Raw genomic sequence first — 24,430 nt, 5'->3', positions numbered from 1 at the left:
AGTGAAGGGACCAGCGCTGCTGCTGGCCGGCGTCGTGCTGTTCAGCATCAACGATGCCAACAGCAAGCTGCTTTCCGGCCATTACGGGCTCGGCGAGGTGCTCTTCCTCCGCTACGCCATGCTCCTGCCGGCCTTCCTGCTGGCGCGGGCGGTCCGGCCAGGCTTCGGCGGGCCGCTCTCGACGCGGCATCCGGGGCTGCAGGCGCTTCGGGCCTGCTCGATGATGGTCTCGGCGGGCGGCTTCTTCCTCGGCTTCCGGCATGTGCCGCTGGCGGAGGGCTACCTGTTCTTCTTCACCGCGCCGCTGTTGACCCTCGGCCTCTCGGTGCTGATCCTGGGCGAGGTGGTGGCGCGGGCGGCCTGGGCCTGGTGCCTGCTCGGCTTCGCCGGCGTGCTGCTGGCGGTGGCGCCGAAGCTCGGCGGGCTCGACGCGCCGCTCGGCGGCTACCTGGCGCTGCTGGCCGCGACCTTCGCCTTCGCCATGAACCAGACGCTGAACCGCAAGCTGCGGACGGAGCCGGGGCTGGTCGGCGTCATCCTGTGGCCGAGCCTGCTGGGCCTCGCGCTGTTCGGGCCGCTGGCAGCGCTGGACTGGTCCTCGCCGCCGCCGATGGAACTGGCCCGGATGCTGGGGAACGGGCTGCTGGCCGGCGGGGCGGTGGTCTGCACCGCGGCCGCCTTCCAGCATTCGGACGCGTCACGGCTGGCGCCCTGGGGCTTCGCGGCGCTGCCGGTCTCGGTCGGGCTCGACCTCGCCATCTGGGGGCATTGGCCGGACCTGGCGATGCTGGCCGGCGGCGCGGTCGTCGTCTTCGCCTGTCTGATGAGCGAACGGGCGCGGCGGCGCGGGCTGGCTCAGTCGATCCCAGCGGGGAAGACATGGGTGCCGTCCGGGCCGAGCGGCAGCGGCGTCACCGTGCGCACGGCGGAGAGCGGCAAGGCGCCGTAGAGGTGCGGGAAAAGGCCGGGGCGGCTGCCGGCCGGCTCCCAGCGGAGCGCCTCGCCGAGGCTCACAGGGTCCACCTCGACCAGCAGCAGGTCCCGCTCGCCGGCGCGATGCTTGGCGGCGCTGGCGCGGAGCTGGGCGCCGGCCGAGAAGTGGAGGAAGCCGTCGCGCCGGTCATCGGCGCTGCCGTGATAGGCGCCGGCGGCCTCGGCCGCACGCCAGTCGGCGGCGCGGACCATGGTGTAGATGGGGGAGTTCATGGCGCCAGATTCTGGAGCCGATCGAGCAGCCGGTCCACCTCCTCCCCCGTCTGGTAGAGGCCGAAACCGAAGCGCAGCCGCCGTCCGCGCCGGTCGGTGACGATGCCGGCCGCGGCAAGGCGGGCTTGCCAGCCCTCCGCATCCTCGAGGTTGAAGGCGAGGAAATTGCCGCGCGCCGGGTCATCCGGCGCCACCACCAGCCGGGCCGGATCGAGCCCGGTGTGCGGCAGGCCGGCGAGAAAGCGCGCCTGCAGCGCATGGGCATGGGCATGGATGGCGGCGGCGTCGAGGCCGAGCCCGGCGAGCCAGTCCATCACTGCGTTCAGCCGGTAAAGGCCGCTGGCGTCGAAGGTGGAGCCCATGAAGCGCCAGCCATCCTCGGCATAGGGCACGCCGGCTCCACCCTCCGCCAGCGCCCCGAAGCCGGCATACCAGCCGGTGGAGCGCGGCCGCATCAGCCAGCCCGGCGGGCAATGGAGGAAGCAGGCCCCCTCCCCCGCCATGGCGTATTTGTAGCCGCCGGCCAGGTAGAAGGCGCGGCCAGCGATGGCCGAGAGAGCCACCGGCCGGGCCATGAAGGCGTGGTAGCCGTCGATGACCAGGGCGGCCTCGCCCGCTGCCTCGGCCAGGGCGGACAGGTCCGTCAGCGCGGCGCCGGAGGTGAAGAAGACCTCGCTCGCCCAGATCAGGTCGAAGCCTTGCCGGGCAGCCTCGGCGAGGCGCGGGATGCAGTCGCACGCTGGCTCGCTCGGGATACGGGTGACGACGATCAGCCCCTCCTCCTCCAGCCGGGCGACCTGCCGGGCGAAGCTGTGGAATTCGCCATCCGTGGTCAGGATGCGCGGCCGCCGGTGGGTGGGCAACGCCGAGAGGATGCGGACGACGAATTCCTGGGTGTTCGGCGCAAAGACGATGGTCGACGGGTCCGGCAGGCGGCAATGCCGGGCAACATGGCGCTGGGCCGACTGCCAGACCGGGCCGAGGACATGCCCCCATTTGGTGTCCAGCAACCGGGCCGCGTCGTCCCAGGCGGCAAGTTGGGCTGCGCGGGTCACGTCGGGCCGCGGATGGTGGCTGTGGGCTGCGAAATGCAGCCGCTCCGGCGCGGCGCCGAGGCTCCGGGAGAAGTGCGGGCGGAGGTCCAGCATGGTCTTGCTCCGGCTGATTGCTTTAAGCTTAAAGTAAGTCTTCCGAGGAGGCCATCACCATGGTCGAGGGTGTCGAGACCGATTTCGCCAAGCGCATGAGCTATGGCGACTACCTGCATCTCGACCAGATCCTCTCGGCGCAGCAGCCGCTCTCCGGCCAGCATGACGAGCTGCTCTTCATCACCATCCACCAGGTGCAGGAGCTCTGGATGAAGCTCCTGAACCACGAGCTGGACTTGGCGATGGCCAACATCCGCGCCGATGCGCTGCGGCCGGCCTTCAAGGCGCTGGCGCGCGTCTCGCGCATCCAGAAGCAGCTGGTCGAGGCCTGGGACGTGCTCTCGACCATGACGCCGCACGACTACCTCGCCTTCCGCGACAGCCTCGGCAGTTCCTCCGGCTTCCAGTCCTGGCAGTACCGGCTGATCGAGTTCAAGCTCGGCGCGCGGGACGGCTTCATGCTGAAGCCGCATGCCCATCGGCCGGACATCCTGGCGGTGCTGGAGGCGGCCTTTCACGGGCCCTCGCTCTATGACGAGGCGCTCAGGTTGCTTGGTCGCCGCGGCCTGCCGGTGCCGGAGGCGGTGCTCGGGCGCGACCCCAGCAAGCCTCATGCGGCCGACGAAGGCGTCACCGCGGCCTGGGTCATCGTCTACGAGCAGGCCGAAGCGCATTTCGACCTCTATGAACTGGCCGAGGAGCTGGTGGACCTCGAGGACGCCGTCCAGACCTGGCGCTTCCGGCACATGCGGACGGTGGAGCGGATCATTGGCCACCGGATGGGCACCGGCGGCTCGGCCGGCGTCGCCTATCTCAAGGGCGTGCTCGAGCGGGGGTTCTTTCCGGAACTCTGGACGGTGCGGACGCAGCTGGCAGCCGCCCAACGGAAATAGCGCCAGTCTCATTTATGCTTCCGTAAGATCGGTGCCACATGGTCCGCCCTGTCACACAGACGGGGCGAGAAACCATGCCGAGCGTCCAGGTTTCCGGGACCATTCCCAGCACGCTGCGGGAGAATTCGAAACCCGGGGAATGGGCCGCCGGCCTGACGCTCACCGGCGACACGAACAGCCTGGTCGGGATCGAGCTCATCGGCGCCAACGCGCTGAATTTCTCAGCGGCGTGGGATCCGGGCCTGGGCCTCGTCACCCTCGGCCTCGCCGCCCCAGTCGACTACGAGTATTTCGCCGCCGCCCACCTGCCGACACAGCTCTCCTTCTCGCTCCGCTTCGTCTTCGCCGATGGCAGCCGGCAGAGCCCGAGCACGGTCTATCGCATCGCCGTGCTCGACCAGGACGACGCGCCGCCGAGCGACCTGCGTCTCGTCACCGGCGGCAGCGTCGTGGCAGGGGCCATCGGCAGCGCGATCGGCACGCTCTCCGTCACCGACCCGGATTCGGCCGGGCCCTTCACCTTCACCTTTTCAGAGGAGGATGCCTGGCGCTTCGAGGTGGTGGGCAATGTGCTGAAGCTGAAGGATGGCATCAGCCTCGGCCTTGACGAGATGCCGACGCGCCCGCTCTTCGTCCAGGTCTCCGACGGCCGGCAGAGCGCGGGCTTCACCCTCAACCTCACGGTGACGGATCCGGGCACGCAGCAGAGCCATGTGGATGTGCTGACGCCGGTGACGCCGCAATCTGGCTTCGTCCTCCACACGCCGAGCCAGGCGGTGACGCTGCATGAGGCCCGCAATGTCACGGCCGCCAACAGCTACGGCGAGGAACTGCGCCAGGTGCTGCTCGCCGAGGGCAAGGAGGTTTGGATGCCGGCGGTGCAGACCATCCGCCTCGCCGATGGCTACCTCGATTTCGACCCGGTGGGGCAGGCGGTACGTGCCTCGGCCCTGCACAGCACGGTGACGGGACAAGCGGCGGGCGGGACCCAGCGGGCGACGCTGGTGGAGCAGAACACCGCGGGCCAGGGCTGGGTCGATCTGGCGGCGGGGCTGGTGACGGGGGCAATGGCCGGGCTCGACGATGCGGCGCTGGTGACGACGCTCTACCAATCCGCCCTGCACCGTGACCCGGAGGCGGCGGAGCTGGCCTTGCAACTCGGCCGGCTGGCCTCCGGGGTCACCCGGGCGCAGCTCGTCGCCGATCTGGCGGGCTCGGACGCGGCGCTGGCGGCGGCGGCCGATCCGGACGGGGTCTGGGTCGGCCAGGCGCTGGGCGGCAGCGCGGCCTGGCATATGGAGACCGGGCTCGGCAGCGGGGTGCTGCCGGCCGTGAGCCACCCGGTCGGCTCGGCCTGGATGCTGTAAGGTTCAGAATTTCAACCGCTGGACCTCGCAGGTGCCGGCCAGGGTGCCGGCGGCGACCGGAACCTCGCAAGGCACCGGCATCGACGGGGGCTGGTCAGCCGGGCGGGCGGCGGCGGCGGCGCGGCAGGCCTCGACCTGCGCCGGATCGGGCCGGCGGGAGAAGAGCAGCCGCGCCTCCCCCGTCACCCGGGACAGGCTGAGAGCGAAGCGGTCATGCGCCGGCACGCCCCGCCAGCCCTCGCCGGGCAGGGGTGAGCCGAAGCCGGCGGCCAACGGATCACGCCGCATGCCCATCTCCTCCGACTCCAGCCAGGCGGTCTGGCCGGGCCGTTCGACGGCAAGGCCGCGCTCCTCCACCACGACCCGGAGCTGCCCGCCATTGGGGAAGCGGCAGGTAAGGAAGGTCTCCGCCATGGCCGCCTGGGCGAGAGCCATGGCTGCGAGGGCGACCGTGCTGGCCAAGCCGTGCCGCATAATCGTTCCTTTCGGTTATCGAGGGCGGCAGGTTACCCGGCTGTGCGAAAGCTTCAATCCGTCGCGCACAAGGCTTAGGGTGGCGCCGTGGAAACCGCCGACACGAGCCTGGGCGCCAGGCCCCTCTCCCCTGCCCCGCGGGGCGGGCTGCACCGCTTCGCCAATCCGGGCCGCTTCCTGCGGCTGTCCGGGCGGGTGCTGCCCTGGCTGACGGCGGCGGCGGTGCTGACGCTCGGTATCGGCCTGCCCTGGGGGTTGTTCTTCTCGCCGCCCGACTGGCAGCAGGGCGAGACGGTCCGCATCCTCTACATCCATGTGCCGATGGCTTGGCTGGCGATGGGCGGCTATGCCGGGCTGGCGGTAGGCTCGATCCTGTCGCTGATCTGGCGGCACCCGCTGGCCGACCTCGCCTGCCGGGAGCTTTCGCCGATCGGGGCGCTCGCCACCGCCCTCTGCCTCGCCACCGGCAGCCTCTGGGGCAAGCCGATGTGGGGCACCTGGTGGGTCTGGGATGCGCGGCTCACCTCGGTCCTGGTGCTGTTCTTCCTCTGGCTCGGCCATGCCGCCCTGGTCCGCGCCTTCGACGACACCGAGCGCGGGGCGCGGATGGGCGCCATCCTGGCGCTGATCGGGGCAGTGAACGTGCCGATCGTGAAATTCTCGGTCGATTGGTGGAACACGCTGCACCAGCCGGCGAGCGTGACGCGGCTCGGCGCGCCGGGGCTGCATGTCGACATCCTCTACCCGCTGCTGGTCTGCGCGCTCGGCTTCACCCTCGCCTTCATGGCACTGGTCCTGGCGCGGACGCGGGCGGCGGTGATGGAGCGGCGCATCCGGGCGCTTGAACTCGCCGCAGCGCGACGGGCGGAGGCCGCCTGATGAGCCTCCATTGGATGCATGTCACGGCCAGCTATGCGCTGGTGCTCGGTGGCTTCCTGATCCTCGCCATCGCCACCATCTTGCGTCATGCCGCGGCGAAGCGCCGGCTGGCCCAGCTCGACCCGCGTGCCGCAAGGCGCGCACAGGATACCGCATGACCCGCAAGTCCCGCCGGCTCTGGCTGCTGCTGCTCTGTGCCCTCGGGCTCGGCAGCGCCACGGCCCTGACCCTCTCCGCCTTCCAGGACAACCTCGTCTTCTTCCGCTCGCCGAGCGACATCGCCCGCGAGGCGCCGAAGCCGGACCGCGCCTTCCGCCTTGGCGGCCTCGTCGAGACCGGCAGCGTGGTGCGGGAGACGGCGCCAGACGGCAAGCCGGAGGCGCGCTTCCGCGTGACGGATGGCGCGAATGGGGTGGCCGTCACCTATGCCGGCGTGCTGCCGGACCTGTTCCGCGAGGGCCAGGGCGTTGTCACCCTTGGCAAGCTCGGGCCCGACGGCACCTTCCGCGCGAGCGAGGTGCTGGCCCGCCACGACGAGAGCTACATGCCGCCCGAAGTGGCCGATGCGTTGAAGAAGAGCGGCCACTGGAACCCGAACCAGGGGGCGCCGCCCCCGGCCGCCACCTGGAACATGCTGGAGCCGGCGCAGGCGCAGCCGAGGCGCGGCTCATGATCCCCGAGATCGGGCATTTCGCCCTCGCCCTCGCGCTGGCCCTGTCGCTTGCGCAGGCGCTGGTCGGGCTAGCCGGCGCGCAGCGGGCCGATGCGCGGCTGATGGGCGCCGCCGGGCCGATCGCCGCCGGCGTGCTGGTGACGGTCGCCGCGGCCTTCGCCTGCCTCGTCTGGGCCTATGTCGCCAATGACACCACGGTGCTGAACGTGGTGCAGAACAGCCACTCGCTGAAGCCGACGCTCTACAAGATCAGCGGCGCCTGGGGAAACCATGAAGGATCGATGCTCCTCTGGGTGCTCATCCTCGCCCTCTGCGGCGGGGCGGTGGCGGCCTTCGGCGGCAACCTTCCCTCGGCGCTCCAGGCGCGGGTGCTCGGCGTGCTGGCGCTGGTGGCGCTCGGCTTCCTCGGCTTCATCCTCGCCACCTCGAATCCCTTCGAGCGCATCTGGCCGCCGCCGATGGACGGCCAGGGGCTGAACCCGATCCTGCAGGACCCGGGCCTCGCTTTCCATCCGCCGCTGCTCTATCTCGGCTATGTCGGCTTCGCGGTGACCTATGCCTTCGCCGTCGCCGCGCTGATCGAGGGGCGCGTCGACGCGGCCTGGGGGCGCTGGGTGCGGCCCTGGGCGCTGGCCGCCTGGTCCTTCCTGACGCTCGGCATCGCGCTCGGCTCCTGGTGGGCCTATTACGAGCTTGGCTGGGGCGGCTACTGGTTCTGGGACCCGGTGGAGAATGCCTCCCTGCTGCCCTGGCTGGCCGGCTGCGCGCTGCTGCACTCCGCCATCGTCGTCGAGAAGCGGGAGGCGCTGAAGACCTGGACGGTGTTCCTCGCCCTCCTCGCCTTCGGGATGAGCCTGCTCGGCACCTTCCTCGTCCGCTCCGGGGTGCTGAACAGCGTGCATGCCTTCGCCAACGACCCGGCGCGCGGCACCGTCATCCTCATCCTGCTCGCGGTCTATATCGGCGGCGGCTTCCTGCTCTTCGCCTGGCGGGCGCAGGCGATGCTGCCGACAGGCGTCTTCACCCCGGTCTCCCGCGAGGGGGCGCTGGTGCTGAACAACCTGCTGCTCTGCTCGATCGCGGCGGTGGTGCTGGCCGGCACGCTTTACCCGATGTTCGCCGACCTCGTGCTGGGCGAGAAATTCTCGGTGGGGCCGCCCTTCTTCAACACGGCAATCTTCCCGCTGGCGGTGCCGCTGATCGGTGCCATGACGCTCGGGCCGCTGATGCCCTGGAAGCGGGCGCGGCTTTTCCCCGCCCTGCAGCGGCTGTGGTGGGCGGCGCTCGCCGGGCTGGTGGCGCTCGTGCTCTGCTTCGCCATCGAGGGCTATCGCGTCGGTCCGGCGCTCGGCTTCGGCGCGGCGGTGTGGGTGATCCTCGCCGCCGTCGCCGACATTGCCGACCGCATCGCGCTCTTCAGCCGGCCGCGGGCGGCCTGGGCGCGGGCCAAGGGGTTGCCGCGGGCGGCCTGGGGCGGGGCGCTGGCCCATGCGGGGATGGGGGTGATGATCCTCGGCCTCGCCGGCATGGGCCTCGCCACCGATACGCTGCGGCTGGTGAAGCCTGGCGAGAGCGTGGCGCTGGCCGGGTACGACTACCGGCTGGTCGGCGTCGCTGATGCGCCGGGGCCGAATTTCTCGGCCCGGCGTGCGACGGTCGAGGTGCGCGATGGCGGCCGGCTGGTGACGGTTCTGACGCCGGAGCGCCGCAGCTTCCCCGTCGCCCGGATGACGACGACGGAGGCGGCGATCCACACCAACTGGCTCGCCGACCTCTATGTGGTGCTCGGCGAGGAACGGGAGGGCGGCGCGGTGCTGCGCATCCACCACAACCCGCTGGCGCCCTGGATCTGGCTCGGCGCCGCGATCATGGCGCTCGGCGGCGGCATCTCGCTCAGCGACCGACGCGTCCGTGTTTCGGCGCCAGCACCGAAGGCCGTGAAGGCCGGGGCACGGGCATGAGCGAGGCGGCCCCCAACCCCGAAGCGGCCGCCTGGCGCCGCCGCGCGCTGCTGCTGGCGCCGCTGGCCGTCGCCGGCCTCGGCGGCGCCGGCTTCTACGCCATGCTGCGCGGCCTCGGCACCGGCAACTACGACCCGCGCGGCGTGCCCTCCGCACTGATCGGCAAGGCGCCGCCGGATTTCAGCCTGCCGCCGCTCGAGGGCACGGGGCTGCCGGGGCTGTCGGCGGCCGATCTGAAGACGGGTAAGCCGCTGCTGGTGAATTTCTTCGCCTCCTGGTGCGTGCCCTGCGTGATCGAGCATCCACAGCTGATGCGCCTCGCGCGCGACGGCGTCGCCATCATGGGCATCGCCTACAAGGACAAGCCGGCGGACAGCCTCGGCTTCCTGAAGCAGCGCGGCACGCCCTACGCGCGGCTCGGCGTGGACCAGCCGGGGCGGGTCGCGATCGATTGGGGGCTGTATGGCGTGCCGGAGACCTATCTCCTCGATAAGTCGGGCATCATCCGCTGGCGGATGGCCGGGCCAATCACCGAGGAGATCCTGGCGCAACAGGTGACTCCCTTGCTGCGGCGCACCGCATGATCCGCTGGCTGCTGCTGCTGATGCTGGCCGCGGGTCCGGCGCTCGCCGTGGGCGACCCGGCCGACCAGCTCCCCGACCCGGCGCAGGAAGAGCGCGCCCGCGTCATCGGGCGCGAGCTGCGCTGCATGGTCTGCCAGAACCAGTCGATCGAGGACAGCGATGCCGACCTTGCCCGCGACCTCCGGCGGATCGTCCGCGAGCAGGTGGCGCAGGGCAAGCCGGACGATGCCGTCTTCCGCTTCGTGCATGAGCGCTACGGTGACTTCGTTCTGCTGAAGCCGCCCTTCAAGCCGGAGACGGCGCTGCTCTGGGGGATGCCGGCCATCGCGCTCCTCGGTGGCGCGCTGCTGATCCGCGGCATGCGGCGGCGGCAGCGGGTGGCGCCCGGGCCGCAGGAGCTCACCCAGGCGGAGCGCGATCGCCTCGCCCAACTCTCCGGCAGGCCGCGCGAGTGAACTGGTTTCCGTTCTGGCCGCTGCTCGGCCTGCTGGCCGTGGCGGCGATCCTGCCGCTCGCCGCCAGCCTGTTCCGCCCGCCGGCGGCGCGCGGGCGACGCGAGGCCGACCTCGCCCTCTACCGGGCGCAGATGGAGGAGCTGGACCGCGAGCGCGACGCCGGCCGGCTGGACGAGACGGCGCACAAGGCTGCCGTGCTCGAGGTACAGCGCCGGCTGCTGGCGGCCCCGGCCGAGCCGGGCACCCAGGCCGGGCGCGGGGCGAAGCTCGCCCTCTGGGCGACGGTGGCCGCCGTGCCGCTGCTGGCCCTCGCCCTCTACTGGCCGAGCGCGCTGCCGGACATGCCCTCGGCGCCCTTCTCGCTGCGTCAGCAGGTGGCGGCGCGGGACGAGGAGATGCTGGAGCTGCTGCGCAGCCGCCTCGCACGGCTCGACCCAACGACGCCGCAGGCGCAGGAGGGCTACCGCCTGCTCGGCAATGCCGAACGCAGCCGCGGCGCACTCGGCCCGGCGGCGGCGGCCTACAAGCGCGCGCTGGCAGCGCAATTCGACCCGGAGCTGACCAGCCAGCTCGCCCAGGTCCTGCTGGAGGACGAGAAGGTGGAGGATGCGCGGCGGCTGCTCGCCACGGCCCTGCCCCAGGCGCCGCAGCATGTGGGCCTGCGCTTCCTCTCTGGCCTGGTCGAGGCGCGGGCGGGGCACCCCGAGCGGGCGCGCGAGCTGTGGCAGGCGCTGGTGGCCGAGGCGCCACCCGAGGCCCCCTGGCGTGCTATGGTCGAGCGGCGGATGCAGGAGCTGCCCTGACCGAGCTTCCGCATCTGGCAGCCTTCTTCCCCGAGGGCGTGCCGGAGGGGGTACAGCTGGCCGAGGGGCCCTGGGCGGCACCCGCCTTCGGCCCACGGCGGCGCGTGGTGGGGCTGCTGGCGGCCATCGGCGAGGAGCCGGTCGCGGCGGCGCTGGCCCGTCCGGCATCGGCCGAGGCTGAGGCGCAGGCGGCCGCGCTGCAACCGCTCTGGCCGGACCCTATCGATCCCCGGCTGCTGGCGGCTACGCGCTGGGCGGATCCGTTCCGCGGGCAGGCTTCCACCGCCGAGGAGGGGCTGGCCCTGCTCGCGCTGTGGCGGCGCGAGGCGGCGGCGAACCGGGGCATCGCCGCCTTCCTCGGCATGGCGCGGTGGAAGCAGGCCGCCATCGCCGCCGCCTTCGCGCATGACGGCCCGCCTGTCATCTTCGCCGGAGATGAGAATGAGGCGTTGGCCGTGGCGCGGGAGCGGCAGGGCGGCATCGCTGTCTGGGCGACGCGGGCTTCGCCGGGGCTGGCGGCGCGCTGCCGGGCGGCGGGGGTGCCGCTGCATTGGGTGGAGGATGGCTTCCTGCGCTCGGTCGGGCTCGGGGTGGATTTCATCCCCTCCGCCTCGCTGGCCGTCGATCCTCTGGTGCCGCATTACGATGCGGGCGAGGCCTCCACGCTGGAACGCATCCTGGCAGAGACGGCCTTCACCCCTGCCCTGCTGGCGCGCGCGGCGGCGCTGCGTATGTCGATCGTCGCGCAGGGGGTGACCAAGTACAACCTCCGCCGCCCGGCCCCGCCCCTGCCGGCGACGCCGGGGCGGCGGCGCATCCTCGTCGTCGGGCAGGTCGAGGACGATGCCTCGATCCGGCTTGGCGCCGGGCGGGTGCGCGGCAACCTCGCCCTGCTGGAGGCGGTGCGGCGGCAGGAGCCGGGAGCCTTCATCGTCTTCCGTCCGCACCCGGATGTGGAGACGGGCTATCGCCGCGGCTATGTCCCGCGGCGGCTGGCACTCCGCTTCGCCGATGCGGTGGCGGCGGAGGGCGATATCGGCACGCTCTTCGCCCAGGTGGATGCGCTGCACGGCATCACCAGCCTCGCCGGCTTCGAGGCGCTGCTGCGCGGGCTGGAGGTAACGGTCTGGGGCCGCCCCTTCTATGCCGGCTGGGGCCTGACGCGGGACATGGAGCCGGTGCCGCGGCGCGGCCGTGCCCTCCCGCTGGATGCGCTGGTCGCCGGCGCGCTGATCCTCTACCCACGCTACCTGGACCCGGTGACGATGCTGCCCTGCGGGCCGGAACTGCTGCTGGAGCGGCTGGCCGACCCGTCCGGCTGGGCGCCGGCCTCGGCGGCGCGGCGGGCCTTCCTGCCCTGGTGGCGGCAGCAGGGCTGGTGGCTCAAGCAGGCGCGCCGATTCGGCCTCTGGCAGCGCTGAGCAGCATGGCTCAATCGACCGAGATGCGGGCGTCCTTCGCAATGGCCTGCCAGCGGAGGGCGCTGGCGCGGATATAGCCGTCCACCTCGGGCTGCGGGATATAGAGCGGGTCGACGAAGGCCGATTGCAGGCGCTGCTCGGTCTGCGGCGTGCGGGTCCGCTCCAGCGCCGCGGTGAGATGCCGGATGATGGCCGGCGGCGTCTTCCGCGGCACGAAGAGGCCGAACCAGATGCCGAGGTCGACATCCGGCATGCCGCTCTCCTTCAGCGTCGGCACCTGCGGCAGGGCGCTTGCGCGGCGGACGGTGGTGACGGCGAGCGGGCGGAAGGCGCCGGACTGGATATGCGCGGTGGAGGTGGCGGTGGTGTCGAAGCCGAAATCCACCTCGCCCGCCAGCATGGCGGCGACCAGCGGCGAGGAGCCGCGGTACGGCACATGCGTCGCGTCGATCCCCGCCTCCTTCAGGAAGACCGCGGCCGAGAGATGCGACGAGCTGCCATTGCCGACCGAGCCGTAGATCAGCGGCCGCGCCTTGGCCTCGGCGATGAAGGACCGCACATCCTTCGCCTGAACGCGGGATGGTATGACGGAGAGGATGTTCGCCACCTCCCCGATCGTGCCGAGGCAGATGAAGTCGCGCACCGCATCGACGCCGCTATTGGCGTAAAGGACGGGATTCACGCCGAACATGGCGGTGGTGCCGAAGAGGATGGTGGTGCCGTCCGCCTCCGCCTGGGCGGCGGCCCCCGTCCCGATATTGCCGCCGGCGCCGGCGCGGTTCTCCACCACCACGGGCTGACCGAGTTCCCGGCCCAGCGGATCGGCGGCGATGCGGCCGACGATATCGGTTACGCCACCCGGCGGGTAGGTGACGATCAGGCGGAGCGGCCGGTCGGGCTTCCACTCGGCCGGTTGGGCGTGAAGCGCCGGGGCGGCCAGCAGGGTACCGAGACCGGCCAAGGTGGTGCGGCGAAGCAGCATGAACGTTCCTCGATCCTCATGCGCAAGGAAGCCGAGGCGGGGCGTTCTGTCCAGCCTCAGGAGGAAGGCTTGAGGCGGCCGCGACGAGCGGGGCCGGCGGTCTTCCAGCGGGGCTGGGTCTCCTTGGTGCGGCGGCGGGGCGGGGCGGGTTCGGTAGCGGGCGGTGAGGGCTCGGGCTCGGGCTCGGGCGCTTCGGCCTCCACGGGCGCGGCAGCAGCCTTCCGCGGGCGGCCACGCCGACGGGGGGCGGGTGGCGGGGCCGGCTCCGCCGGAAGCGGCTCTGGAATCGCGGCCTCGGCCTCCGGGCCGGGTGGAGGCGGCTCGGGGATGGTGGCCTCGGCAACCGGATCGGGTGGCGGCGGCTCGGGCGCCGGAGCCTCGATGATTGGTTCAGGCGGCGGTGGCTTGGGAGTCCGGGCCTCGACGACGGGAACCTCGGGCACCGGCGCGGGCGGGGGCGCCGCCTTGGCGATCAGCGCCCGCAGCGTGCCGGCCGTCTCGAAATAGGAACCGTCGCGGCTCAGCAGGTAATGCTTGCCCTCCACCTTGAAGATGCGCTGCTGCATGGTGAGGCGCTGGACCTGCAATTCGGTCGCGGGAAAGAAGGCGCAGCCGATGGCTCGGGCGGCGGCGACCTGTTCAGGCGTTAATTCCAACTTGTCGCAATTCCCAAAGGGGTTCGGCCTGCACTCTGCCCCGGAGGGTGGCGCAGGCCAAGTGAAAGGCCGTTGATGAGGGGATGGTGGAGCGGGCGATGGGAATCGAACCCACGACATTCAGCTTGGGAAGCTGACGTTCTACCTCTGAACTACGCCCGCAGTAGGGATGACATTAGCCGCAGCCGGCGCTGGGCTCAAGCCCGCCTCTTGCATCAGACGGTATGGAGGGTTGACCGCATGCGTCCGGGGCCGCTAACTGCGCCCGGGCCGCGAGGCCCCCTCGCGATTTGTCCGGCCAGCTTGCGGCGAGGTCCTTACGGGTCCCCATCGGCGACGCGCAGCGACGGTGATGGGTTCAAAATATTCGCGCTAAATCGGCCGTCGAGGGTGCCTGCGGGTGCCCTCGCGCCCCGTGAAGGGTGCCGGACGCCATTGGTTTGCCAGGGTGTTCCAATCCGATGTCCAAGTCCCTGCCCGAGCGTCCCCTCCGCCCCGCGACCCTGCTCGTCCGCGGCGGCACCATGCGCTCCAACCATGACGAGACGGCGGAGGCGCTCTTCCTCACCTCGGGCTTCGTCTATGACAGCGCCGAGCAGGCGGAGGCGACCTTCGCCGGCACCGCCACGCATTACCAGTATTCCCGCTTCGGCAACCCGACCGTCTCCATGCTCGAAGGCCGGCTGGCAGCGCTGGAAGGGGCCGAGGCCTGCCGCTGCACCGCAACAGGCATGGCGGCGGTGCATGCGGCGATGCTGTCGCACTTGAAGGCGGGCGACCGTGTCGTCGCCTCGCGGGCGCTGTTCGGCTCATGCCACTGGATCGTCTCGACCTTGCTGCCGCGCTACGGCATCACCGGCGAGTTCGTCGATGGCGCCGACCTCGCGCAGTGGGAGGCGGCGCTGTCGCGGCCGGCGGCGCTGGTGCTGCTGGAGACGCCCTCCAATCCGATGCTGGAACTGGTCGACCTGCCGGCCGTCGCGGCGCTTGCGCACAAGGCCGGCGCCATCGTCGTCGTCGACAACGTCTTCGCCACGCCCCTGCTGCAGAAGCCGCTGACGCTCGGCGCCGATGTCGTTGTCTATTCCTGCACCAAGCACATGGACGGCCAGGGCCGCGTGCTCGGCGGCGCCGTCCTGGGCAGCAAGAAGTGGGTGGACGAGGTGCTGCAGCCCTTCATCCGCAACACTGGCCCCTCGATCAGCCCCTTCAATGCCTGGGTAATCCTGAAGGGGCTGGAGACGCTGCATCTCCGCGTCCACGCCATGTGCCGCAGCGCCGCCGCCATCGCCGATTTCCTCGCCGAGCGGGTGGAGGTGAAGCGGGCGCTCTATCCCCTCTCCGCCAGCCATCCGCAGTACGCCTTGGCGCAGAAGCTGATGACGGGCGGCGGCACCATCGTCACCTTCGACCTGGCGGGGGGGAAGGAGGCGGCCTTCCGCTTCTGCAACGCGCTGAAGCTGATCGACGTCTCGAACAACCTCGGCGATTCGAAGAGCATGGTGACACATCCGGCGACGACCACACATATGCGCATCGGCGCGGAGGAGCGGGCGCGGCTCGGCATCACGGACGGCACCATCCGGCTCTCGGTCGGGCTGGAGGATGTAGCGGACCTGATCGAGGACCTGGCCGATGCGCTGGACGCGGCGGGCGGGGCTGTAGCCCGCGCCGCGGAATAGTAGCGCGCGGGGTCGCGGCCGTGGCAGGCTGTGGCCCCAAACGGGGGGAAACTACATCATGGGCCTTGAGACCTGGAGCGACCCGACCGCCACTTTCCGTCTGGGGGAGAGCTGAAGCCATGCAGCGCTCGCCTACCGATGCCGACCCGGCCCGCCAGCCCGGCTATACCGAGGTGACGCGGGGCGTGCGGGTTTCGGTCCGAACTTTCTTCCTCGCCGACCAGTCGGCGCCGGAACGCAGTCATTACGTCTGGGCTTATCGCGTCACCATTACCAACGAGGGCCGGCAGACGGTGCAGCTGCTGAAGCGCACCTGGCTCATCACCGATGCCCAAGGGCGCACCCAGCAGGTGCATGGCGATGGGGTGGTGGGCGAGCGGCCGGTGCTCGATCCTGGCGAAAGCTTCGAGTACACCTCCGGCACGCCGCTGGCGACGCCCTCGGGCTTCATGCGGGGCACCTACCACATGGTGCTGAGCGATACCGGCGAGGGTTTCGACGTGGCGATCCCCACCTTCAGCCTCGACAGCCCGCACCAGCCGGGGCGGCTCCACTAGCTTAGGGTCGGGTCCAGCCGGTCGCGCAGCCAGTCGCCAAGGACGGAGACTGAGAAGGTCGTCAGCACGATCACCGCCGCCGGCGACAGCAGGATCCAGGGCGCCCGCGTCAGATACTCGCGCCCATAGCCGACCATGGAGCCCAGCGAGGTCTCCGGCGGCTGCACCCCGAGGCCGAGGAAGGAAAGGCCGCTCTCCAGCAGGATGACCTCCGGGAAGGCGAGCGTCATCGAGACGATCAGCGTCGAGGCGATGTTCGGCAGCACGTGCCGGCCATAGACGCGCCAGGGCGAGGCGCCGAGTTGCCGCACCGCCGCCGCATAACCTTGCGCGCCGGCGCTGATGACGAGGCCGCGCGCGATCCGCGCATAGCGCTCCCAGGCATGCAGGCCGAGCAGGCAGATGAAGAGCGTCAGCGAGTTGCCGAAGAAGGCGAGCACCGCGAGCGCCAGGATGAGGAAGGGCAGGCTGGCCGAGAAATCCACCAGGGCGAGGACAACCTGCTCGACCAGGCCACGGAAATGCGCCGCCAGCACGCCGAGCGAGGTGCCGATCAGCGCGCCGATGATGGTCGCGCCGAAGGCGATCAGCAGGCTCATGCGGATGGAGAAAATCAGCCGCGACAGCACGTCGCGCCCCAGCTCGTCCGTGCCGAGCGGGTGCAGCATCGTCGCCCCAGGCGGCGCCAGGCGGTTGCGGAGGTCGAGCGCGGTATAGGCGTAAGGGGCGATGGCATCGGCCAGCAGCGCGACGCCGAGCATCAGCAAGAGCCAGGCGATGGCGAAGACCACCAGCGCCGGCCAGCGCCGCCGCTTCCCTTTGCTGGCCAGCCGGACCGGAAGTGCGATGCCGGACATCTCAGGCCGTCCTCTGCCGAAGCCGCGGGTCGAGCGCGCCGTAGAGCAGGTCGACCACGAGATTGGCCGTCACCATGGTCGCCGCCACCAGCAGCAGGATGCACTGCACCACAGCGAGGTCCCGGTTGGCGACGGCCACCACCAGCAGCCGCCCGACGCCGGGCCAGGAGAAGACGCTCTCCACCACCACGGCGCCCGCGATCAGGCTGCCCACCATGAAGCCGATGATGGTGACGGTCGGGATCGCCGCATTCGGCAGCGCATGGCCCCAGACCACGGCCCGCCAGGGCACGCCCTTGGCCGAGGCGGTGCGGATATAGGGCTGGCCCAGCACCTCCAGCATCGCGCTGCGGGTGAAGCGCGCCAGCACCGCAGCACCTCCGGCCCCCATGGTGACGATGGGCAGGATGGCATGGCGCCACCCCTCCTGCCCGCCCGAGGGCAGCCAGCCGAGCTGCACCGCGAAGACCAGCACCAGCAACAGCCCCAGCACGAAGGAAGGCACGGTGAAGCCGGCGACCGCCAGCATCATCACCGCCCGGTCGATGAAGGAGTTGCGATGCAGCGCCGCGGTGATCCCGGCCGGGATGCCGAGGCCGAGCTTGATCAGCAGCGCCGGAACGGTGAGCGCCAGCGTCGCCGGGATGCGCTCCGCGACGAGGCCGATGGCTTCCCGCCCATCGCGCATGGAACGGCCGAGGTCGCCGCTGAAGATCGCCCCGAAATAGCGGAAATATTGCAGCCAGAGCGGCTCCTCCAGCCCCCAGGCGCGGCGGAAGGCGGCGATGGCCTCGGGTGGCGCATCGGCGCCCATGATGATCTGCGCCGGGTCACCCGAGAGGCGCAGCACGACGAAGGCGAAGCTCACCACCATGACGATGGTGATGGCGGCACGCAGCAGGCGGAAGCCGAGGAAGCGGAGCATCACGCCGCCCTCCGGGCGGGAACATCGCCCTGTGCCACATGGCAGGCGACGCGGCGGCCATCGCTGGCACGAGGCTTCAGCACCGGGTCCTCTCTCGCGCAGAGCGGCGTGGCGACGGGGCAGCGAGGGTGGAAGGCGCAGCCGCTCGGCCGGTCGGCGGGGTTGGGTGGGTCGCCCTGCAGCAGGATGCGCCGCTGGCTGCGGCCGGGATGCGGGATGGCGGAGACCAGCGCCTGGGCATAGGGGTGCGCCGGGTCGTGCAGCACCGCATCCGGCTCGCCCTCCTCGATGATGCGGCCGAGATACATCACCGCGACCCGGTGGCTCACCTGCCGCACCGCGCGCAGGTCATGGCTGACGAAGAGGATCGCGGTGCCAAGGCGGGATTGCAGCTCCACCAGCAGGTTCATCACCTGCGCCTGGATCGAGACGTCGAGGGCGCTGATCGGCTCGTCGCAGACCAGCAGCGCCGGATCGGTCGCCAGCGCCCGGGCCAGTACGGCGCGCTGGCGCTGGCCGCCGGAAAGCTCATGCGGATAGCGCCCGGCCTGGTCGGCACGCAGGCCGACATCGCGAAGCAGCGCCGCGACCCTGTCGGCGCGGTCGCCGATGCCGTGGATCTCAAGCGGCTCGGCGATCTGCGCGCCGATGGTCATGCGCCGGTCGAGGGCACCGAGCGGGTCCTGGAAGACCATCTGCATCCGCGGCCGGAGAGCCCGCCAGGCCGGCGTGCCGGGGCCGGGCATCGGCCTGCCCTCGAAGACGACGCTGCCGGCATCCGGCCGCTCTAGCCCCAGCACCAGGCGCCCGGTGGTGGACTTGCCGCAGCCGCTCTCACCGACCAGGCCGAGGGTCCGGCCGCGTTCCAGCGTGAGCGAGACGCCATCGACCGCCCGCACCTCTACCGGCCGACCGAAGAGGCCGCGGCGCATCGCATAGCGGCGGGTGAGGCCGACGGCCTCGAGCAACGGCGCATCGCTCATGCCGGCACCAGCTCCCGCACCGCGCGCAGGCAGGCGGCGGCATGGCCCGGCTCGACGGCGATGGTGGCCGGCACGCCCGCGGCGCAGGCGGCGGCGGCCTGCGGACAGCGTGGGGCGAAGGCACAGCCGGAGGGCATGGCAGTCGGCTCCGGTACGCTGCCGGGGATGGCTGCGAGCGGCAGGCGGGGCCCGTCGAGCGGCGGCAGGGCGCCGAGCAGGCCCTGCGTGTAGGGGTGTGTCGGCCGGGCGAAGAGGCGGCCGACCGACGCCTCCTCCACGATGCGCCCGGCATACATCACCGCAACCCGCTCGCAGGTTTCCGCCACCACGCCGAGGTCGTGGGAGATGAGCACCAGTGCCATGCCCGTCTCCCGCCGCAGCGCGCCCAGCAGTTCGAGGATCTGCGCCTGAATGGTGACGTCGAGCGCCGTGGTCGGCTCGTCCGCCACCAGCAGCTCCGGCCGGCCGGCGAGCGCCATGGCGATCATCACCCGCTGGTTCTGGCCGCCCGAGAGTTCATGCGGATAGGCATCCAGCCGCCGCCCGGCATCGGGGATTCCGACCTGATCGAGCAGCCGCCGCGCCTCGGCCCTCGCCGCCGCGCCGCGCAGCCCTCGATGCAAGCCGAGCGCCTCCGCCACCTGGCGGCCGATGCGGTGCACCGGGTTGAGGCTGCTCGCCGGGTCCTGGAAGATCATGGCGACGCGTCCGCCGCGCACCCGGTCCAGCACCGCCGGCGGGGCGCCCAGCAACTCCTCGCCACCGAGCCGCACGCTGCCGGCGACGCGCGCCCGCCCCGGCAGCAGGCCGAGCGCGGCGAGCCAGGTGACCGACTTGCCGCAGCCGCTCTCGCCCACCAGCCCGAGCGCCTCGCCCGGCGCCACGCTGAGGTCGATTCCGCGCAGCGCCGGCGCTCCGCCGAAATCGACGGTGAGGCCGCGCAGCGCGATCAGCGGCTCAGACACCCCAGTTCGCCGCGCGGAAGTCCATGGCGAAGGCCGGCGCCGCGCGCCAGCGGATGTCGCGGCGCTTGGCGGTGAAGGTCGCGTTCTGGTGCAGCACCGTATAGGCGGGGTCCTCGCGCTCGGCGATCTCCAGCATGCGGCGGAAGACCGCCTTGCGGCGGGCGCGGTCGGTGCTCGTCTCCAGCTCGACCGAGAGGCGGTTGAACTCCTCGTTGGTCCATTCGCCGACCTGCTGCTGCTGGCCGTTCGGCCCGTGCTGGTTGGTGAGCGAGGAGGTCGGGTCGCTGAACAGGCCGGAGTTCGACCAGTCGCGCACCGCCCGCGTCGGCGTCGCCTCCAGGATTTGCGACCAGTTCTCCTTCATCTCGATCTGCACGTTGAGGCCGGCGGCGCGCCACATCTCGACCAGCACCTGCGCCGTGGCCACCTGGTTGGTGTAGTAGTTGTTCGTCAGGCGGTAGGGGATGGGCTCGCCCTTGTAGCCAGCCTCCCGCAGCAGGCGGCGGGCCTCGGCGAGATCATATTTCGGCACCGCCCAATTGGCGATGACCATGTCACCGTAGAAATCCCATTGCAGCCCGCGCGGGATCGCCGTCCGCCCGGCCCAGAGGCTGTCGACGATTGCCTGCCGGTCGATCGCATGGGTGAAGGCGCGGCGCACCCGCGGGTCGCGCAAGGTAGCATGGTTCCTGTCGAATACCGTCAGCCGGTGGTTCGGGATGGTGCCGCCCAGCACCTCGAAGGCGCGGTTACGCTCGATGCCGGCGATCTGGTCGGGCGGGATGTCGCAGGCGAAGTGGTACTCGCCGGAAAGCAGCCCGTTCACCCGGGAGGACACCTCAGGCACCTCGACGAAGCGCAGCTGCTTCAGCGGCGGGCGGCCGCCCCAGTACTCGTCATGCGCGACAAGGGTGAGTGAGTTGTCGGCACGGAATTCCGCTACCTTGTAGGGGCCGGTGGTGACTGGCTTGCGCGCCCAATCGAGCCAGGTGGCGGCCTCGGCGAAGCCCCGGCGGCTACCGATCTCGGCGCCGTAGCGGGCGAGGCGGCCTTCCAGCGTCACGTCCGGCGTGCGGTTGACCCAGCGCAGCGTGTACTTGTCGACGATCTCGATGCGCTCGAAGCCGGGGAAGCTGCGATTGGCGACGGCGGGCACCTCCACCGGCAACTCGCGGCCGGCGCGGCCGGGATTGACCTCGTTGATGCGGATGGTGCTGCCGCTGTTCGGGCCGCCCGGGCCGAACATACGCTCGTTGCCGAAGGAAAAGGCGACATCCTCGGCCGTCAGCTCGTCGCCATTGTGAAATTTCACGCCCTGCCGAAGCTTCAGCTCCAGCACGCTGTCGCTGATGCGGCGCACCTCGGTGGCGAGCACGGGGACGGTTTCCAGCCGGCTCCCGTAGTCGCGGCCGAGCAGGCCTTCCCAGAGCGAGGTCAGCATCACCCGCTCGCCGACATTCGACTGCTCGCGCAGCGGCTCCAGCGTGTTCGAGTTGCTGACCTTCTGCACCGCGACGGTGATGCTCGGCCGCTGGTCGGACTGGCCGATGGCGAAGCGCGGCAGGCCGGCCGCGAGCGCGGTGCCGGCGAGGAGGCTACGACGGTCGATCATGCTGGGGTCCCCCGGTCTTCGAGCCCATCGGGCGTGGCGCGATAGGCGGTCAGCGTGCGTTCGGCATGGCGCAGCCGCCAGGAGAGGGCGCGCTGCGCATACTCCTTCACCAGCGCGGCACGCTCCGGGCTTTCGGCGAGATTGGTGAACTGGTGCGGGTCCCGCTCCAGGTCGAAGAACAGCGGCGGCAGGGCGGCGAAGTGGACGTATTTGTACCTTCCGTCCTGGATGACGCAGAGGCTGCACTCGTCCATGTCCAGGCCGAGCTCGCTCTCCGGCCGAGAGTAGAAGACGTCACGGAAGTCGAACTCGTAATGCAGCTCGTCGCGCCAGCCCGCCGGCGCCCCGCCACGCAGCAGCGGCGCGAGCGCGGCGCCGTCGCAGGCGCGCGGGATCTCGCCGCCGAGCGCCTCGAGGATGGTCGGCATCAGGTCGATGCTCTCGGTCGGCGCGCTCTCCACCGCGCCGGGGCGCGCGGGCCGCCCGGCCTCCTTCACCACCAACGGGATGCGGAAGCTCTCGTCGAAATACCCGATCTTGCCGAGCAGCCAATGGTCGCCGAGCTGCTCGCCATGGTCGGAGGTGAACACCACCATGGTGTCCTCCCACTGCCCGGTCTCCTCGAGATAGGCGAAGACGCGGCCGAGATTGTCGTCGATCTCGCTCATCAACCCGGCATAGGTGGCGCGCATCAGGCGGATGGAGGCCTCGTCGAGCCCCGTCACCGCCCCGCCCGCGCCATGGAAGAAGGAGCCCTGGCTGATGCCGCGCAGGTAGAAGTCGAGCAGCGGGTGCTGCCGCGCCTCGTCGCGCCAGTCCGCCTGACGCACCGGGCCAGGCATCGCCGTGGGCGCGTACATCGTGTTGTAGGGCGCCGGGGCGATGAAGGGCGGGTGCGGCCGATAGTAGCCGAGATGGAGGAACCAGGGCTTGCCGTTGACGCCCTTCAGGTAGGTCAGCGCGCGGTCGGTGAAATAGGCGGTGTCCGACAGCTCGGCCGGGATGCGGCAGGGGCGGTCGGTCGCGCCGGGCACGGCATCCTCGCCGGCGGGCAGCCAGATATCCTCGCGCCGCTCCGGCAGCGTGTAGCCCTTATGGGCGAGCCAGCCGAAATAGCCGTCCATCGTCGGCTCGAAGGCGCCGACGCTGCGGAAACCTTCCATCAGGTCGCCGAGATAGGTGAAGCGCTGGTCGCGCGGGCCGGTGGTGCGCGGGTCGGGCGTCGTCGTCGTGTAGCCGATCAGCGCCGGGTCGTAGCCGATGCGCCGCAGCGCCTTGCCCAGATTCATGTGCCGGACGTCGAGCGGCACGGTGTTCTGCACCGCCCGGTGGTTCATCAGGTAGAGGCCGGTCAGCAGGCTGGCGCGGGCCGGGCCGCAGGGCACGGTCGTCGTCACATGGTTGCGGAAGGTGACGCCCTGGCGGCAAAGCCGGTCGAGATTGGGCGTGCGCAGGAAATCCGCGCCCAGCCAGGGCACGAAATCCGCCCGCCATTGGTCCACCACGATCAGGAGCACGTTCCGCGGCCGCTGCATCATCCACCTCTCTCCGGCCGGGGCCGATAGCGCATGCGTCCTGACAGGCGGATGGCGGTTCAGCGTCCCTTCGATGACAGCTTGCGGGTTGCAGGCGATGGGCGGTTCAATGCGCACAACAACCGGAGGAAATGTCGATGCGCGCAGCCATCTTCCGCCAGGGCGATCTGGTGGTGGACACCGTCCCCGACCCCGATCTCGGCGAAGGCCAGGTGCTGGTCCGCACCCGCGCCTGCGGCATCTGCGGCTCCGACCTGCATGCCGCCAAGCATGCGAAGGAATTCGCCGAGCTGTCGGCACGCAGCGGCGGGCGCTTCGGCATGCCGGCCGATCGCGACGTGGTGTTCGGCCATGAATTCGTCGGCGAGGTGGTGGCGAACGGGCCGGGCACCGAAGGGCGCTTCGCCCCTGGCACGCTCGTCACCTCCATGCCGCTGACCATCCGCGGCAGCACCGTGCAGGGCATCGGCTACAACCCGGAGGTGCCGGGCGCCTTCGCCGAGTACATGCCGCTCGCCGAGCGCATGCTGCTGCCCTTGCCCAAGGGGATGGAGCCGGACCATGCGGCGATGGTGGAGCCGATGGCGGTCGGGCTGCATGCCGTCAATTTCGCGCATATGATGGAGGCGGATGTGCCGCTCGTCATCGGCTGCGGGCCGGTCGGGCTGGCGGTGATCGCCGCGCTGAAGCTACGCGGGGCGGGACCGATCATCGCCTCGGACTATTCGCCGGCGCGGCGGGCGCTGGCCGAGCGGATGGGGGCGACCACGGTGATCGATCCGGCGCGCGACTCACCCTATGCGGCGCTGGAGGCGGCGGTGACGCCGGAGGGTTTCGATCCTGGCCGATATGCGCAGCTCTTCGGCACCGGGCCGCGGCGGCGGCCGGCGGTCGTCTTTGAATGCGTCGGCGTGCCCGGCGTCGTACAGCAGATCATGGAGGGCGCGCCGGCCGGCACCCGCATCGTCGTCGTAGGCGTCTGCATGCAGCCGGACCAGATCGAGCCCTTCTTCGGCATCGTCAAGCAGCTCAGCCTGCAATTCGTGCTGGGCTACACGCCGGAGGAATTCCACGAGACGCTCGACCACATCGCTGCCGGGCGGATAGACGCGGCGCCGCTGGTCACCGGGCGGACAGGGCTGGATGGCGTGCGCCAGGCCTTCCAGGACCTCGCCAGCCCGGAGCGGCACGCGAAGATTTTGGTGGAGCCCTGGCGCTAGCCCCGGCGGAGAAGGCGCATCGCGGCGGCGAAGCGCAGGCGGAGGCCAGGGCCGCCTCCGCCGCGCAAGGCGCGCCAGCCCGTCGCCAGCAGTGCTCGGCCGGTCGCGCCGAGGCGGTGGATGAACTCCCGTGCCGCCACCCATGCGGGAATGCCCTCCAGCACCGCATGGCCATAGGCCAGCAGCCGCATCGCTCCGCCATAGGCCCAGGCGAAGCTCGGGACCTGGAGCATCTTCGGCCGGGCGATGGCGAAGAGCCGGGCGGAGAAGGCGACGCCCAGCACCTTCGCCGCCAGCAGCAGCACGATGCCCAGCACGAAATGCCCGTGCAGGAAGAGCCAGAGCTCGCCGAGCTTCAGCAACGGGATGACGGCGAGGAAGGGCAGCACGAAGACCACCACCACCATGCGCGGGCTGAGCCGCGCCACCAGCCGTTCCACCGCCGCGAAGACCGGCAGGCGCGACAGCGCATGGCCGAGTGCCGTCAGCCAGCGCCACAGCGTCGACTCCAGCAGCACCGCCACCAATGCGAGCAGGATGATGGGGATATGCGCGATGCGGCGGAGGAAGGGCCGGGACATGCCTGCACCAT

Annotated in this window: 26 protein-coding genes and 1 tRNA gene; 14 read left to right on the top strand and 13 right to left on the bottom strand. The window is 71.1% G+C overall.

The window, feature by feature from the left end:
- The first annotated feature begins 1 nt into the window (after position 1).
- Positions 2-949, top strand: coding sequence for a DMT family transporter (locus EP26_RS31855; protein ID WP_052389042.1), 948 nt, complete (start codon positions 2-4; stop codon positions 947-949).
- On the opposite strand, the gene EP26_RS10805 is transcribed toward EP26_RS31855, so the two are convergent.
- Together EP26_RS10805 and EP26_RS10800 are read right to left on the bottom strand one after the other, a co-directional pair.
- Positions 856-1,206 carry a DUF952 domain-containing protein gene (locus EP26_RS10805; RefSeq protein WP_043338482.1) on the bottom strand — a complete coding sequence of 117 codons (351 nt, stop codon included), beginning with the start codon at positions 1,204-1,206 and terminating at the stop codon, positions 856-858. The two genes, EP26_RS31855 and EP26_RS10805, sit on opposite strands and share 94 nt — an antisense overlap.
- Entirely contained in the window at positions 1,203-2,354 is a 1,152-nt protein-coding gene (locus tag EP26_RS10800; protein WP_043338480.1) for an aminotransferase class V-fold PLP-dependent enzyme, read from the bottom strand. Before EP26_RS10800 ends, EP26_RS10805 begins: the two co-directional genes overlap by 4 nt.
- Before the next feature lie 59 nt (positions 2,355-2,413).
- Between EP26_RS10800 and kynA the strand changes: the two genes are divergently transcribed.
- Positions 2,414-3,247, top strand: coding sequence for a tryptophan 2,3-dioxygenase (gene kynA, locus EP26_RS10795; protein ID WP_043338479.1), 834 nt, complete (start codon positions 2,414-2,416; stop codon positions 3,245-3,247).
- Between the two features lie 74 nt (positions 3,248-3,321).
- Positions 3,322-4,614 (top strand): DUF4214 domain-containing protein, encoded by a 1,293-nt coding sequence (locus tag EP26_RS10790; RefSeq protein WP_043338478.1) that lies wholly within the window; start codon positions 3,322-3,324, stop codon positions 4,612-4,614.
- 3 nt (positions 4,615-4,617) lie between these two features.
- On the opposite strand, the gene EP26_RS10785 is transcribed toward EP26_RS10790, so the two are convergent.
- Positions 4,618-5,088 (bottom strand): hypothetical protein, encoded by a 471-nt coding sequence (locus EP26_RS10785; protein WP_043338477.1) that lies wholly within the window; start codon positions 5,086-5,088, stop codon positions 4,618-4,620.
- 108 nt (positions 5,089-5,196) lie between these two features.
- On the opposite strand from EP26_RS10785, the gene EP26_RS10780 reads away from it, so the two are divergent.
- From EP26_RS10780 to EP26_RS10750, 8 genes are read left to right on the top strand one after another with little or no spacing between them, the layout of a single operon-like run.
- Complete coding sequence (locus EP26_RS10780) at positions 5,197-5,967, top strand: heme ABC transporter permease (RefSeq protein WP_043338606.1); 771 nt, start codon at positions 5,197-5,199, stop codon at positions 5,965-5,967.
- A complete protein-coding gene (locus EP26_RS34760; protein WP_157033488.1) occupies positions 5,967-6,125 on the top strand; it encodes a hypothetical protein in 159 nt (52 codons plus the stop codon). Before EP26_RS10780 ends, EP26_RS34760 begins: the two co-directional genes overlap by 1 nt.
- Positions 6,122-6,640: a cytochrome c maturation protein CcmE gene (ccmE, locus tag EP26_RS10775; RefSeq protein ID WP_043338476.1), complete on the top strand. Its 519-nt coding sequence runs from the start codon at positions 6,122-6,124 to the stop codon at positions 6,638-6,640. Before EP26_RS34760 ends, ccmE begins: the two co-directional genes overlap by 4 nt.
- The gene (locus EP26_RS10770; RefSeq protein ID WP_043338475.1) at positions 6,637-8,601 is read left to right on the top strand and encodes a heme lyase CcmF/NrfE family subunit; all 1,965 of its coding nucleotides are present in this window, start codon (positions 6,637-6,639) and stop codon (positions 8,599-8,601) included. Before ccmE ends, EP26_RS10770 begins: the two co-directional genes overlap by 4 nt.
- The gene (locus EP26_RS10765) at positions 8,598-9,185 is read left to right on the top strand and encodes a DsbE family thiol:disulfide interchange protein (protein ID WP_043338474.1); all 588 of its coding nucleotides are present in this window, start codon (positions 8,598-8,600) and stop codon (positions 9,183-9,185) included. The genes EP26_RS10770 and EP26_RS10765 overlap by 4 nt, the downstream gene beginning before the upstream one ends.
- A complete protein-coding gene (locus EP26_RS10760; protein WP_043338473.1) occupies positions 9,182-9,640 on the top strand; it encodes a cytochrome c-type biogenesis protein in 459 nt (152 codons plus the stop codon). Before EP26_RS10765 ends, EP26_RS10760 begins: the two co-directional genes overlap by 4 nt.
- On the top strand, positions 9,637-10,443 hold the full coding sequence (gene ccmI, locus EP26_RS38100; protein ID WP_043338472.1) for a c-type cytochrome biogenesis protein CcmI: 807 nt from the start codon (positions 9,637-9,639) through the stop codon (positions 10,441-10,443). Before EP26_RS10760 ends, ccmI begins: the two co-directional genes overlap by 4 nt.
- Before the next feature lie 38 nt (positions 10,444-10,481).
- Positions 10,482-11,864: a capsular polysaccharide export protein, LipB/KpsS family gene (locus tag EP26_RS10750; RefSeq protein ID WP_052389041.1), complete on the top strand. Its 1,383-nt coding sequence runs from the start codon at positions 10,482-10,484 to the stop codon at positions 11,862-11,864.
- Between the two features lie 10 nt (positions 11,865-11,874).
- Here the strand turns inward: EP26_RS10750 and EP26_RS10745 are convergent, their stop codons facing one another.
- The 3 genes from EP26_RS10745 to EP26_RS10735 all read right to left on the bottom strand — a co-directional run bounded on the left by EP26_RS10745 (position 11,875) and on the right by EP26_RS10735 (position 13,664).
- Positions 11,875-12,846, bottom strand: coding sequence for a Bug family tripartite tricarboxylate transporter substrate binding protein (locus EP26_RS10745; RefSeq protein WP_052389040.1), 972 nt, complete (start codon positions 12,844-12,846; stop codon positions 11,875-11,877).
- A 56-nt stretch (positions 12,847-12,902) separates the two neighbouring features.
- Positions 12,903-13,502, bottom strand: a complete 600-nt coding sequence (locus EP26_RS31850; RefSeq protein WP_052389039.1) for a hypothetical protein — start codon at positions 13,500-13,502, stop codon at positions 12,903-12,905.
- Between the two features lie 87 nt (positions 13,503-13,589).
- Positions 13,590-13,664, bottom strand: a tRNA-Gly gene (locus EP26_RS10735).
- A gap of 299 nt (positions 13,665-13,963) precedes the next feature.
- On the opposite strand from EP26_RS10735, the gene metZ reads away from it, so the two are divergent.
- Entirely contained in the window at positions 13,964-15,184 is a 1,221-nt protein-coding gene (gene metZ / locus EP26_RS10730) for an O-succinylhomoserine sulfhydrylase (protein WP_043338471.1), read from the top strand.
- Between the two features lie 119 nt (positions 15,185-15,303).
- Positions 15,304-15,741: a Co2+/Mg2+ efflux protein ApaG gene (apaG, locus tag EP26_RS10725; protein WP_052389038.1), complete on the top strand. Its 438-nt coding sequence runs from the start codon at positions 15,304-15,306 to the stop codon at positions 15,739-15,741.
- On the opposite strand, the gene EP26_RS10720 is transcribed toward apaG, so the two are convergent.
- From EP26_RS10720 to pehA, 6 genes are read right to left on the bottom strand one after another with little or no spacing between them, the layout of a single operon-like run.
- Positions 15,738-16,598: an ABC transporter permease gene (locus EP26_RS10720; RefSeq protein WP_084112456.1), complete on the bottom strand. Its 861-nt coding sequence runs from the start codon at positions 16,596-16,598 to the stop codon at positions 15,738-15,740. The genes apaG and EP26_RS10720 overlap by 4 nt on opposite strands.
- A 1-nt stretch (position 16,599) precedes the next feature.
- Complete coding sequence (locus tag EP26_RS10715) at positions 16,600-17,523, bottom strand: ABC transporter permease (protein WP_043338470.1); 924 nt, start codon at positions 17,521-17,523, stop codon at positions 16,600-16,602.
- Positions 17,523-18,506, bottom strand: a complete 984-nt coding sequence (locus EP26_RS10710) for an ABC transporter ATP-binding protein (protein WP_043338469.1) — start codon at positions 18,504-18,506, stop codon at positions 17,523-17,525. The genes EP26_RS10715 and EP26_RS10710 overlap by 1 nt, the downstream gene beginning before the upstream one ends.
- On the bottom strand, positions 18,503-19,471 hold the full coding sequence (locus EP26_RS10705) for an ABC transporter ATP-binding protein (RefSeq protein WP_043338463.1): 969 nt from the start codon (positions 19,469-19,471) through the stop codon (positions 18,503-18,505). Before EP26_RS10705 ends, EP26_RS10710 begins: the two co-directional genes overlap by 4 nt.
- Positions 19,464-21,083 carry an ABC transporter substrate-binding protein gene (locus EP26_RS10700; RefSeq protein WP_043338462.1) on the bottom strand — a complete coding sequence of 540 codons (1,620 nt, stop codon included), beginning with the start codon at positions 21,081-21,083 and terminating at the stop codon, positions 19,464-19,466. Before EP26_RS10700 ends, EP26_RS10705 begins: the two co-directional genes overlap by 8 nt.
- A complete protein-coding gene (gene pehA, locus EP26_RS10695; RefSeq protein WP_245624366.1) occupies positions 21,080-22,621 on the bottom strand; it encodes a phosphoric/sulfuric ester hydrolase PehA in 1,542 nt (513 codons plus the stop codon). Before pehA ends, EP26_RS10700 begins: the two co-directional genes overlap by 4 nt.
- Positions 22,622-22,755: 134 nt before the next feature.
- On the opposite strand from pehA, the gene EP26_RS10690 reads away from it, so the two are divergent.
- Positions 22,756-23,838 (top strand): zinc-binding dehydrogenase, encoded by a 1,083-nt coding sequence (locus tag EP26_RS10690; RefSeq protein WP_043338460.1) that lies wholly within the window; start codon positions 22,756-22,758, stop codon positions 23,836-23,838.
- On the opposite strand, the gene EP26_RS31845 is transcribed toward EP26_RS10690, so the two are convergent.
- Complete coding sequence (locus tag EP26_RS31845; protein ID WP_052389037.1) at positions 23,835-24,419, bottom strand: hypothetical protein; 585 nt, start codon at positions 24,417-24,419, stop codon at positions 23,835-23,837. The two genes, EP26_RS10690 and EP26_RS31845, sit on opposite strands and share 4 nt — an antisense overlap.
- Between the last annotated feature and the right edge of the window lie 11 nt (positions 24,420-24,430).

Origin of the sequence: Belnapia moabensis DSM 16746 (assembly GCF_000745835.1) — a bacterium.
Taxonomy (GTDB): domain Bacteria; phylum Pseudomonadota; class Alphaproteobacteria; order Acetobacterales; family Acetobacteraceae; genus Belnapia; species Belnapia moabensis.
Note: the sequence above shows the minus strand (reverse complement) of the source record. Positions and strands in the feature narration are given on the sequence as shown.

What these genes read in the sequence shown, in the direction of transcription:
- EP26_RS10805 (WP_043338482.1), bottom strand. Translation starts at nt 1,206, where the DNA reads ATGAACTCCCCCATCTACACCATGGTCCGCGCCGCCGACTGGCGTGCG.
- EP26_RS10800 (WP_043338480.1), bottom strand. Translation starts at nt 2,354, where the DNA reads ATGCTGGACCTCCGCCCGCACTTCTCCCGGAGCCTCGGCGCCGCGCCG.
- kynA (WP_043338479.1), top strand. Translation starts at nt 2,414, where the DNA reads ATGGTCGAGGGTGTCGAGACCGATTTCGCCAAGCGCATGAGCTATGGC.
- EP26_RS10790 (WP_043338478.1), top strand. Translation starts at nt 3,322, where the DNA reads ATGCCGAGCGTCCAGGTTTCCGGGACCATTCCCAGCACGCTGCGGGAG.
- EP26_RS10785 (WP_043338477.1), bottom strand. Translation starts at nt 5,088, where the DNA reads ATGCGGCACGGCTTGGCCAGCACGGTCGCCCTCGCAGCCATGGCTCTC.
- EP26_RS34760 (WP_157033488.1), top strand. Translation starts at nt 5,967, where the DNA reads ATGAGCCTCCATTGGATGCATGTCACGGCCAGCTATGCGCTGGTGCTC.
- ccmE (WP_043338476.1), top strand. Translation starts at nt 6,122, where the DNA reads ATGACCCGCAAGTCCCGCCGGCTCTGGCTGCTGCTGCTCTGTGCCCTC.
- EP26_RS10770 (WP_043338475.1), top strand. Translation starts at nt 6,637, where the DNA reads ATGATCCCCGAGATCGGGCATTTCGCCCTCGCCCTCGCGCTGGCCCTG.
- EP26_RS10765 (WP_043338474.1), top strand. Translation starts at nt 8,598, where the DNA reads ATGAGCGAGGCGGCCCCCAACCCCGAAGCGGCCGCCTGGCGCCGCCGC.
- EP26_RS10760 (WP_043338473.1), top strand. Translation starts at nt 9,182, where the DNA reads ATGATCCGCTGGCTGCTGCTGCTGATGCTGGCCGCGGGTCCGGCGCTC.
- EP26_RS10745 (WP_052389040.1), bottom strand. Translation starts at nt 12,846, where the DNA reads ATGCTGCTTCGCCGCACCACCTTGGCCGGTCTCGGTACCCTGCTGGCC.
- metZ (WP_043338471.1), top strand. Translation starts at nt 13,964, where the DNA reads ATGTCCAAGTCCCTGCCCGAGCGTCCCCTCCGCCCCGCGACCCTGCTC.
- apaG (WP_052389038.1), top strand. Translation starts at nt 15,304, where the DNA reads ATGCAGCGCTCGCCTACCGATGCCGACCCGGCCCGCCAGCCCGGCTAT.
- EP26_RS10720 (WP_084112456.1), bottom strand. Translation starts at nt 16,598, where the DNA reads ATGTCCGGCATCGCACTTCCGGTCCGGCTGGCCAGCAAAGGGAAGCGG.
- EP26_RS10715 (WP_043338470.1), bottom strand. Translation starts at nt 17,523, where the DNA reads ATGCTCCGCTTCCTCGGCTTCCGCCTGCTGCGTGCCGCCATCACCATC.
- EP26_RS10710 (WP_043338469.1), bottom strand. Translation starts at nt 18,506, where the DNA reads ATGAGCGATGCGCCGTTGCTCGAGGCCGTCGGCCTCACCCGCCGCTAT.
- EP26_RS10700 (WP_043338462.1), bottom strand. Translation starts at nt 21,083, where the DNA reads ATGATCGACCGTCGTAGCCTCCTCGCCGGCACCGCGCTCGCGGCCGGC.
- pehA (WP_245624366.1), bottom strand. Translation starts at nt 22,621, where the DNA reads ATGATGCAGCGGCCGCGGAACGTGCTCCTGATCGTGGTGGACCAATGG.
- EP26_RS10690 (WP_043338460.1), top strand. Translation starts at nt 22,756, where the DNA reads ATGCGCGCAGCCATCTTCCGCCAGGGCGATCTGGTGGTGGACACCGTC.
- EP26_RS31845 (WP_052389037.1), bottom strand. Translation starts at nt 24,419, where the DNA reads ATGTCCCGGCCCTTCCTCCGCCGCATCGCGCATATCCCCATCATCCTG.